The sequence below is a fragment of the Rhizobacter sp. Root1238 genome (assembly GCF_001425825.1).
In the GTDB taxonomy this organism is placed as follows: domain Bacteria; phylum Pseudomonadota; class Gammaproteobacteria; order Burkholderiales; family Burkholderiaceae_C; genus Rhizobacter.
Genome location: NZ_LMDM01000049.1, coordinates 249,704 through 258,186 on the forward strand (window position 1 = coordinate 249,704; position 8,483 = coordinate 258,186).

The following is an 8,483-nucleotide window of genomic DNA, read 5'->3' on the forward strand; positions in this document are numbered from 1 at the left end:
CTTGCCAAACCCCCACAAGGAGACCATCGGATGAGCAACATCGGATTCATCGGCGCCAGCGGCCTGATGGGCCACGGCATGGCGAAGAACCTGCAGCTGAAGGGCCATGCGCTGCACCTCACGGTGCACCGAAACCGCGAGCGCGTGGCCGACCTGCTCGAGCGCGGCGCGGTGCAGGCCGATTCGCCGGCCGAACTGGCGGCGCGCTGCGATGCGGTGTTCATCTGCGTCACCGGCACGCCGCAGGTCGAAGGGCTGTTCACCGGCGACCGCGGGCTGCTGGCGCGGCCCAAGCCGGGGCTGGTGATCATCGATTGCTCGACCAGCGAGCCGGCGTCGACCGCTGCGTTGCGCGAGCGCTGTGCCGCGCAGCAGGTGCTGCTGGTCGATGCACCGCTGGCGCGCTCGGCGGCCGATGCCGAGGCGGGCCGGTTGACCGTGATGGTCGGTGCCGAGCAGGCGGATTTCGCGCGCATCGAGCCGTGGCTGCGCTGCTTCGCCGAGAACCTGCACCACGTCGGGCCGCCCGGCGCGGGGCATGTCGTCAAGCTGCTCTACAACTTCATGGCGCAGGCCATCTGCACGTCGACGGCCGAGGTCTTCGCGGTCGGCCGGCGCGCCGGCGTCGACCTGGGGCAGCTGGTTGCGGTGACGACGGTCGGCGCGGTCAACTCGGGGCTGTTCCAGGCGATGGCGAAGACGCTGCAGGGCGATGTGAAGGGCTTGTCGTTCGAGCTCGACAACGCGCGCAAGGACCTGCGGTACTACACGCACCTGGCCGAGAGCCTGACGGTGCCGGCGTGGCTGGGCGAGGCGGTGCACCAGTCGCTGACGCTCGCGAGCGCGCTCGGGCATGGCGCGAAGTTCGTGCCGTCGCTGGTCGAGGCGCAGGAGCAGGTCACCGGGACGAGGCTGGTGCCGCGCTGAGCTTGTCGAGGCCTCGGTGTGGTGCGCGCAGGCCCTTCGACAGACTCAGGGCGAACGGGTGTTTATCCGTTCGGGCTTCTCCGTTCGAGCCTCCCCGCTCGGGCTTCCCCGTTCGGGCTGAGCTTGTCGAAGCCTTGGTGTGATGCGCGCCGGCCCTTCGACGGGCTCAGGGCGAACGGGTGTTTTCTCCGTTCCGGGAACGGGTTCTTTGCTATTCGTCCGCCAGCGCGCGCAGCACGTCGAGCAGCACGTTCGCGCCGTCACGCAGTTGACCGGGCGCGGTGAACTCGCGCGGGTTGTGGCTGATGCCGCCGCGGCTCGGCACGAAGATCATCGCCGACGGCGCGATGCGCGCGATCATCTGCGCGTCGTGCCCCGCACCCGAGGTGATGCGCCGCTGCGTCAGCCCACGCGCCGCAGCGGCCTGCTCGATGCAGCCGACCAGCCGCTCGTCGAAGCGCACCGGCTCGAAGCGCGCCAGCGGCGTCGCGGTGATCGTCACGCCCTGCTCGAGCGCCAGCCGCTGCACAAACCCCGCCAGCTCCGCCTCGGCCCGTTGCAGCACCGCCTCGTCGGTGTTGCGCAGGTCCACCGTGATCGTCGCCCTCGACGCGATCACGTTGACCAGGTTCGGATGCAGGTCGATCGCGCCGACCGTGCCGACCTGCGGCCCGCCGAAGCGCAGCGCCAGCTCGCGCACGAACACCGCGATCGCCGCCGCGCAATACCCGGCGTCGTGGCGCAGCGGCATCGGTGTAGTGCCCGCATGGTTCGACTGCCCCTGGATCGCGAACGACTGCCACGAGATGCCCTGCAGGTCGTGCACCGCGCCGATCGCGATGCCCTCGGCCTCCAGCACCGGCCCCTGCTCGATGTGCAGTTCGACGAACGCGTGCGGGCGCAGCGTGCCGCAGCGCATCGCGCCGGCGAAGCCGATGCGCTGCAGCTCGTCGCCGAGCCGCGCGCCGCCGGTGCCGACGGTGTCGAGCGCCTGCTGCAGCGGCAGCCCGCCGGCATGCACCAGCGAGCCCATCATGTCGGGCATGAAGCGCACGCCTTCCTCGTTCGTGAAGGCGGCCACCACCAGCGGGCGGCGGGTGCGCACGCCGTGCGCGTCAAGACAGTGGATGACCTCCAGCCCGGCCATCACACCGTAGATACCGTCGTAGCGGCCGCCGGTGGCGACGGTGTCGATGTGCGATCCGGTCATCACCGGCGCCAGGTCGTGCGTGCCGGCGCGCGTGCCGAAGATGTTGCCGATCTGGTCGACCTGCACGTCGAGCTTCGCGTCGTTCATCCACTGCACCAGCTGCTCGCGGCCGGCGCGGTCGGCATCGGTCAGCGCGATGCGGCAGACGCCGCCCCCGTCGATCGCGCCGATGCGGCCGTGCTGGTCGATGCGCGCCATCAGCGCGGCCTCGTCGATGCCGTCGCGGGCGCGCCACGCGCTCTGCGCCGCCAGCACCGCATCGGCCGATCGGCCGGTGAGGGATTCGTAGACGCCCGGCGCGGTCGCGCCTTCGGTGTTCAGCAGCAGCACGCGGGCGCGTGCATCCAGGCCGAGCTGCCGCGCCGCATCGCGATCGGCCAGCACGTCCATCAACCCCGCCAGCCCGGCCGCGCCGGAATCACCGGCGAGCACCGGCACATCGCCGGCGCGGCCTTCGGCCAGCATGCGCATTGCCTGCACCGCCGCGTCGTCGTCCACCGTGATGAAGGCATCGACGGCCGGTTGCAGGAAGCGCCACGCGAGCGGCGAGGTCTCGCCACAGGCGAGCCCCGCCATCACCGAATCGACCGACCCGCTGGCACGCGCCGCCGTGCCGCGGCGCGCGCTCTGCAGCAGGCAGTCCGCCTGCGCCGGCTCGACGACGATGAACGCCGGCCGCTGCGCACCGAAGCGTTCCCAGAAATGGCTGACGACGCCGGCCGCGAGCCCGCCGACGCCGCCTTGCACGATGACGTGCGTGAACGGTGCGCCGCCGGTCTCCAGCACTTCGTCGGCGATCGTGCCGTAGCCCTGCATCACGTCGCGCGGGATCGCTTCGTAGCCGTCGTACGAGGTGTCGGAGACGACCGTCCAGCCGTGCGCTGAAGCGAGCCGCGCGGCTTCGCGCACCGACGCGTCGTAGTCGCCGGCGATGCGCACGATCTCGGCACCGAAGGCCGCGATCGGCGCCTCGCGCTCGGCGCTGACCTGCGCATGCAGCACGATCACGCAGCGGCAGCCGACGGACTGCGCCGCGGCCGCGAGCGCCCGGCCGTGGTTGCCGTCGGTCGCGCTGATCACCACCAGTTCGCGCAGCGCGTCTGCGTGCCGGCCGGCCAGCAGGTCGGCCGGCCGCCAGGCGCGATCGGGCCAGCGCCGCAGCACCAGCCGCAGCAGCGCGAGCGGCGCGCCCAGCGCCTTGAAGCTGCCGAGCGGCGAGCGCGTCGATTCGTCCTTCACCGCCAGGTGGGCGATGCCCAGCTGCGCGGCCAGCCGCGGCAGCGGCCACAGCGGCGTCGCGCCCGGGTTCAGCAGCGGCCAGGCGCGCAGCCAGCGGCGGCCCTCGCGCCCCGAAGCCACATTCAGGATCGCCTGCAACTCGGCGTCGTACGGCCGGCGTTCGGCCCGCGGGTTGACGAACGGCATCAGGCCTCCTTGCGCGGCAGGCGCTGGCGCACGATCTCGGCGAACCAGCGCGCGCCGATCGGCAGCAGCGCGTCGTTGAAGTCATAGCGCGCGTTGTGCAGCGGCACCGCGCCGGGGCTGTCGCCATCGCCGTTGCCGATGAAGACGAAGGCGCCGGGCAGCACGCGCAGGAAGGCGCCGAAGTCTTCCGAGATCATCATCGGCGCGACCTCGTCGTCGACGCGGTCGGCGCCCACCACCTCGGCGGCCGCGGCCACCGCGACCGGCACGCACTGCGCCCAGTTCACCGTCGGCGCGAACTCGCGCGTGTAGTCGACGCTGCAGCTTGCGCCGTGCGCGCTGCAGATGCCTTCGCACAGCTCGCGCAGGCGACGCGCGAGCAGCGCCTGCACCTCGGGCGCGTAGCTGCGCGTGTCGCCCTTGATCGTCACGTGCGTCGGCAGCGCGTTGCGGATGCCGTCGGTGATGAACTCGGTGCACGAGACGACGGCTGGCTGCCCGGGGTCGACCGAACGCGCGACGATGGTCTGCAGCGCCAGCACGATCTCGGCGCCGATCACCAGCGGGTCGACGGCCATGTGCGGCCGGGCCGCATGGCCGCCGCGGCCGGTGATGCGGATCACGAAGTCGTCTTCGCTGGCCATGATGCCGCCGACGCGGGTGGCGATGTGGCCGACCGGCAGCCCCGGCATGTTGTGCGCGCCGTAGATCTCGTCGACCGGGAAGCGCTCGAACAGGCCGTCGGCCATCATCGCGGCTGCGCCGCGGCCGTGTTCTTCGGCGGGCTGGAAGATGAAGCGCACCGTGCCGTCGAAATCGCGCCGCTGGGCCAGCAGCTGCGCCGCGCCGAGCAGCATCGCCATGTGGCCGTCGTGCCCGCAGGCGTGCATGCAGCCGGGGTTCAGCGATGCGTGGGCGCGGCCTTCGGCGGCTTCGGTGAGGGCGAGGGCGTCCATGTCGGCCCGCAGGCCGATCGCGCCGCGGCCGCGGCCCACCGTCAGCGTGCCCACCACGCCGGTGCCGCCGATGCCGCGCTGCACGTCGAGGCCCAGCAGTTCCAACACGCGAGCGACGTGGTCGGCGGTGCGGTGCTCGTGGAAGCCGGTCTCGGGATGGCGGTGCAGGTGGTGGCGCCAGCTCTGCAGCTGGGCTTCGAACTCGGTGACTGACGTGGCGGACGGGATGGACATCGCGAGCTCCGGGCGGGGCGGATGCTGCATTGTCGACCGCGGGCTCGCCGAGAATGCGCAGCTCAACCTGACGGGACCGAGATGACCGAGATCGAGGCGCTGTACTACGGCCGGCACCGGATGACGTTTCGCATCGGCACCTACCTGGCGCTGATCCGCATGATGGGCATCGCGCACCTGGTGACGGCGCTTTACGGGCATGCGCAGCTGGTGTCGCAGACGCAGGCCCGGCTGGCGCGCACGCGGCAGACGCTGCGCGAGCTGATCTGCCATGGCTTCGACAGCGAAGCGGGGCAGGCGGCGCTGCAGCGGCTGCGCGACGTGCACCGGCACGTGCCTGCGGATGCGAGCGACTACCGCTACGTGCTGGCCACGTTCTTCCTGGAGCCGCTGCGCTGGAACGCGCGGCATGCACGGGTGAAGGTGGATGCGCGGGAGACGGCACTGCTGCTGGGCTTCTGGCAGCGGGTGGGGCAGGAGATGGGGATCAGCGAGCTGCCGGACACGCTGCCGGCCTGGCAGCAACTGCAGCGCGACTACGAAGCGCGCTGCATGGCCCGCACGCCGGAGGGCGAGCGCCTGGCACGCCTGTGCCTGCGCGATGTGGTGAAGCTGACCGTGCCGTTCGGCACGCGCTGGGCGTTCCGGCAGGGGATGCTGGCGACGATGGAGCCGGGGGTGCGGGAGGTGTTGGGGGTGGGGGAGGCGAGTGGATGGATGCGGGTTCTCGTCCGCTCACTATCCCGTTCTCCCTGAGTCCCGTTTGAGCCCCGTTCTCCCGAGTCCCGTTCGCCCTGAGCAGGGACCGAGCTTGTCGAGGGCCCGTCCGTCGAAGGGGCTGCCGTTCATTTCAGCGGGAACGCCGATTGCCCGCGCCCCTGAATGGACCGCCACGATCCCGATGCCCCTGACGGCCCCTCCGATGCGCCGCCACAAGGCGGCCTGACGCGCAACCGCGTCTCGGTGTTCGCGCTCGCCGCCATCACGCTGATCGTGCTGGTGCTGTGCTGGCGCATGACCGAGCCCTTCGTGTCGGCGCTGGTGTGGGCGGTGGCGCTGGCGATCGTCGCGAACGGTTTGCACCGGCGCATTGCCCGGCGCGTGCGCCGCCCGAACCTGAGTGCCGGCCTGACGACCGCCTTGCTGGCGGCCGTGCTGCTGGTGCCCGCGGCAGCAGTCGCCCCGGTGATGGTCGACAAGGCACGCGATGGTTGGGAGCACCTGCGCTCCGACGAAGTGCGCCAACGCGTCGACGACCTGGTGCGCGACCGCCCGACGCTGGCACGCGCCGTTGCGTGGGCCACGAAGCAGATCCCGTCGAGCGACGAGATGGCCAAGCAGCTGGCACCACGGCTGCAGGGCTTCCTGACCGGCTCGATGTGGGGCAGCGTGCAGCTGCTGGTGACCTTCTTCGCGCTGTTCTACCTGCTGCGCGACCGCGAACCGGCACTGCGCTACCTGCGCGGCATCCTGCCGCTGACGCCGCGCGAGACGAGTCGCATCTTCAATCGCGTGGCCGAGGTGGTGCGTGCCAGCGTGATCGGCACCGTGTTGATCGCGGCGCTGCAGGGGCTGCTGGGCGGGCTGATGTTCTGGTGGCTCGGGTTGCCGGCGCCGATGCTTTGGGGGCTGGTGATGTTCGTGCTGTCGATGCTGCCGGTGCTGGGCGCGGCCATCGTGTGGATCCCGGCGGCGGGGCTTTTGCTGCTGGAGGGCAACTGGGAGAAAGCGCTGATCCTCACGCTGTGGGGGTCGGTCGTCGTCGCGCTGGTCGACAACCTGCTGTACCCGGTGCTGATCGGCCGGCAGCTGCGGCTGCACACGCTGCCGGCGTTCATCGCGATCGTCGGCGGGCTGGTCGCGTTCGGCGCGACGGGGCTGGTGATCGGGCCGCTGGCGCTGGCGATGGGTGTGGCGTTGCTGGAGGTGTGGCGGGGGAGGCTGGGCGATCAATCGCGGCACGCCGCATCTGCCGGTGCGCCTGACAGGCGCCGCTGAGTCCACGCCACCAGCTCCTGCGTCAACGGCGAATCCGCCGCCAGCACCGACAGGTGATCCCGTCCCGCATACCGCCGGTAGTCGATCACCTGCCCCGCCTGGCACCGTGCCGCGACGAAGCGCGACTGCACATCGGCCGGCACCAGCGCATCGGCCAGCCCCTGCGCGACCAGCACCGGCTGCGGCCACGGCCCGACCGGCGTGTTCTGCGCGAGCCGCTGCCCCAGCGGGCCGCTGGTGGGCGGCGCCGAGAAGATGCTGCCGCCGAGGGCCAACGCTTCGAGCGCGGTGAACCAGGCCCCGCGACCCGCAAGGCAGCGTGAGGCGATGTCGCGCGCCACCCGCGCCGGCCAGCCACGTGCGTAGGCGTCGAAGCTCACGTCGCCATAGGTGTCGCTGTAGGCCTGCAGCAGGTACGCCGAGGTGATGCGGCCGATGGGGGTGTGCTGCGCGCCGTCGACCAGCGCCGGCAGGTCGCTGGCCGGCGCAATGGCGGCGATGCCGGCGAGCGGCACGTCGGGCGCGTAGGTGGGTGCCAGCGTGCCGGCCCACAGCGCCGCGTTGCCGCCTTGCGAATGGCCCCAGGCGACGGTGCGGCCGGACACTGCCACGCCCGCCATCTGCCGTGCGGCCCGCACCGCGTCGAGCGCCGAGCGGGCCTGGCCGGTGCCGACCAAGTAGGGGTGGATGCCGTCGGCGCCCAGGCCCAGGTAGTCGGTGGCGACGTAGACCCAGCCCTGGGCCAGCAGCGGCTGCAGCGCGGGCACATGGGCGAACGGATCGCGGAGCAGCGACGGCGCGCAGCCGCGCACGATGCCGGTGCTGCCGTGTGCCCACGCGACGACCGGACGCGGGCCGGCGGGTGCATCGCGCGCGACCATCACGATGGCGCTGGCGAGGGCGGGCGAGCCGTCGTCGCGCGTGGTGGCATGGAGGATGCGCCACGCGACGGCGCCTTCGGGCACGCCGCGGGTGAAGGGCTCCTGGCGCAGCAGCGTGCCGGGGCGGAAGGCGACGCGGTGGGTGGCGGAGTAGAAGGGGTCGGGGGTGGTGGGGAGGGTGAGGTACCAGGGTGCAAAGACGAGCAAGAGCGCGAGCAGCAGCGCGGTTCCCAGGGCGATCAGCAAGCGACGTGGCACATGGCGCATGAGGCCGATTCTGCTGCAGGGTGCGTGCTACATTGGCCGCGCCCAGGCGAGAGCCTGGGTCGAGATTGGCGTCTCGGAAGATACCCGCGTGAGGCCGCCCACTGGCGGCTTTTTCACGCGCGTCCTCAACTCTTCTGGAGCCAATACGCATGAGCATTGATGCCGCTGACGACGAGGAGTCTCCCTCGTCCTCTCCCTCACAGTTCGAGGAATTTCGCTGGACCGATGAGTCGACGGACGATCGGCTCATCGAGGCGCGTCACCTGAACCGACTGATTGGGCTGACGATCGATGTCGCCGATGGGGTTCGGGCGCTGTTGGAGATCGGCGAGTTCGACGATTGGTTGCGCATCGATGACCACACGCCGCTGATTGATCGGAGTCGACATGATTCGCTGCGGCGGTTCAGTGTCACGGCGTTGAGGCTGCTGTCTGAAGAGGCGGCGCGAGTTGGTGAGTGGGTGCAAGTCGGCGCGCAGCGGTGACGCGGAGCCTGTCAGTAATTTTGTGTGCGAGGCATAGCATGACGACCAGGAGCATGTATGCCAAGCAAGACGAAGACGAAGAACGAGGCGATCGCTGCGA

7 protein-coding genes are annotated in these 8,483 nt (G+C 71.2%); 4 read left to right on the forward strand and 3 right to left on the reverse strand.

Annotated features, from left to right (window positions below; genetic code table 11):
• Positions 1-30: 30 nt before the first annotated feature.
• Positions 31-927, forward strand: coding sequence for an NAD(P)-dependent oxidoreductase (locus tag ASC98_RS28255; protein ID WP_056813749.1), 897 nt, complete (start codon positions 31-33; stop codon positions 925-927).
• A gap of 211 nt (positions 928-1,138) precedes the next feature.
• On the opposite strand, the gene ASC98_RS32215 is transcribed toward ASC98_RS28255, so the two are convergent.
• Together ASC98_RS32215 and ASC98_RS28265 are read right to left on the reverse strand one after the other, a co-directional pair.
• Positions 1,139-3,562, reverse strand: a complete 2,424-nt coding sequence (locus ASC98_RS32215; protein ID WP_056813752.1) for a diaminopropionate ammonia-lyase — start codon at positions 3,560-3,562, stop codon at positions 1,139-1,141.
• Positions 3,562-4,752 carry a M20 aminoacylase family protein gene (locus tag ASC98_RS28265; protein ID WP_056813756.1) on the reverse strand — a complete coding sequence of 397 codons (1,191 nt, stop codon included), beginning with the start codon at positions 4,750-4,752 and terminating at the stop codon, positions 3,562-3,564. The genes ASC98_RS32215 and ASC98_RS28265 overlap by 1 nt, the downstream gene beginning before the upstream one ends.
• 81 nt (positions 4,753-4,833) lie before the next feature.
• Here ASC98_RS28265 and ASC98_RS28270 point away from each other — a divergent pair, with 81 nt between their 5' ends.
• Entirely contained in the window at positions 4,834-5,508 is a 675-nt protein-coding gene (locus tag ASC98_RS28270; protein ID WP_056813757.1) for an oxygenase MpaB family protein, read from the forward strand.
• Positions 5,509-5,634: 126 nt separating this feature from the next.
• A complete protein-coding gene (locus tag ASC98_RS28275) occupies positions 5,635-6,750 on the forward strand; it encodes an AI-2E family transporter (protein ID WP_056813760.1) in 1,116 nt (371 codons plus the stop codon).
• On the opposite strand, the gene ASC98_RS28280 is transcribed toward ASC98_RS28275, so the two are convergent.
• Entirely contained in the window at positions 6,702-7,877 is a 1,176-nt protein-coding gene (locus ASC98_RS28280; RefSeq protein ID WP_056813763.1) for a lipase family protein, read from the reverse strand. The two genes, ASC98_RS28275 and ASC98_RS28280, sit on opposite strands and share 49 nt — an antisense overlap.
• A 170-nt stretch (positions 7,878-8,047) precedes the next feature.
• On the opposite strand from ASC98_RS28280, the gene ASC98_RS28285 reads away from it, so the two are divergent.
• Positions 8,048-8,383: a hypothetical protein gene (locus tag ASC98_RS28285; protein ID WP_056813770.1), complete on the forward strand. Its 336-nt coding sequence runs from the start codon at positions 8,048-8,050 to the stop codon at positions 8,381-8,383.
• Positions 8,384-8,483: the final 100 nt, after the last annotated feature.

Excerpts from the sequence above, each read along its gene's own strand:
- ASC98_RS28255 (WP_056813749.1), top strand. The coding sequence starts at position 31 with ATGAGCAACATCGGATTCATCGGCGCCAGCGGCCTGATGGGCCACGGC.
- ASC98_RS32215 (WP_056813752.1), bottom strand. The coding sequence starts at position 3,562 with ATGCCGTTCGTCAACCCGCGGGCCGAACGCCGGCCGTACGACGCCGAG.
- ASC98_RS28265 (WP_056813756.1), bottom strand. The coding sequence starts at position 4,752 with ATGTCCATCCCGTCCGCCACGTCAGTCACCGAGTTCGAAGCCCAGCTG.
- ASC98_RS28270 (WP_056813757.1), top strand. The coding sequence starts at position 4,834 with ATGACCGAGATCGAGGCGCTGTACTACGGCCGGCACCGGATGACGTTT.
- ASC98_RS28275 (WP_056813760.1), top strand. The coding sequence starts at position 5,635 with ATGGACCGCCACGATCCCGATGCCCCTGACGGCCCCTCCGATGCGCCG.
- ASC98_RS28285 (WP_056813770.1), top strand. The coding sequence starts at position 8,048 with ATGAGCATTGATGCCGCTGACGACGAGGAGTCTCCCTCGTCCTCTCCC.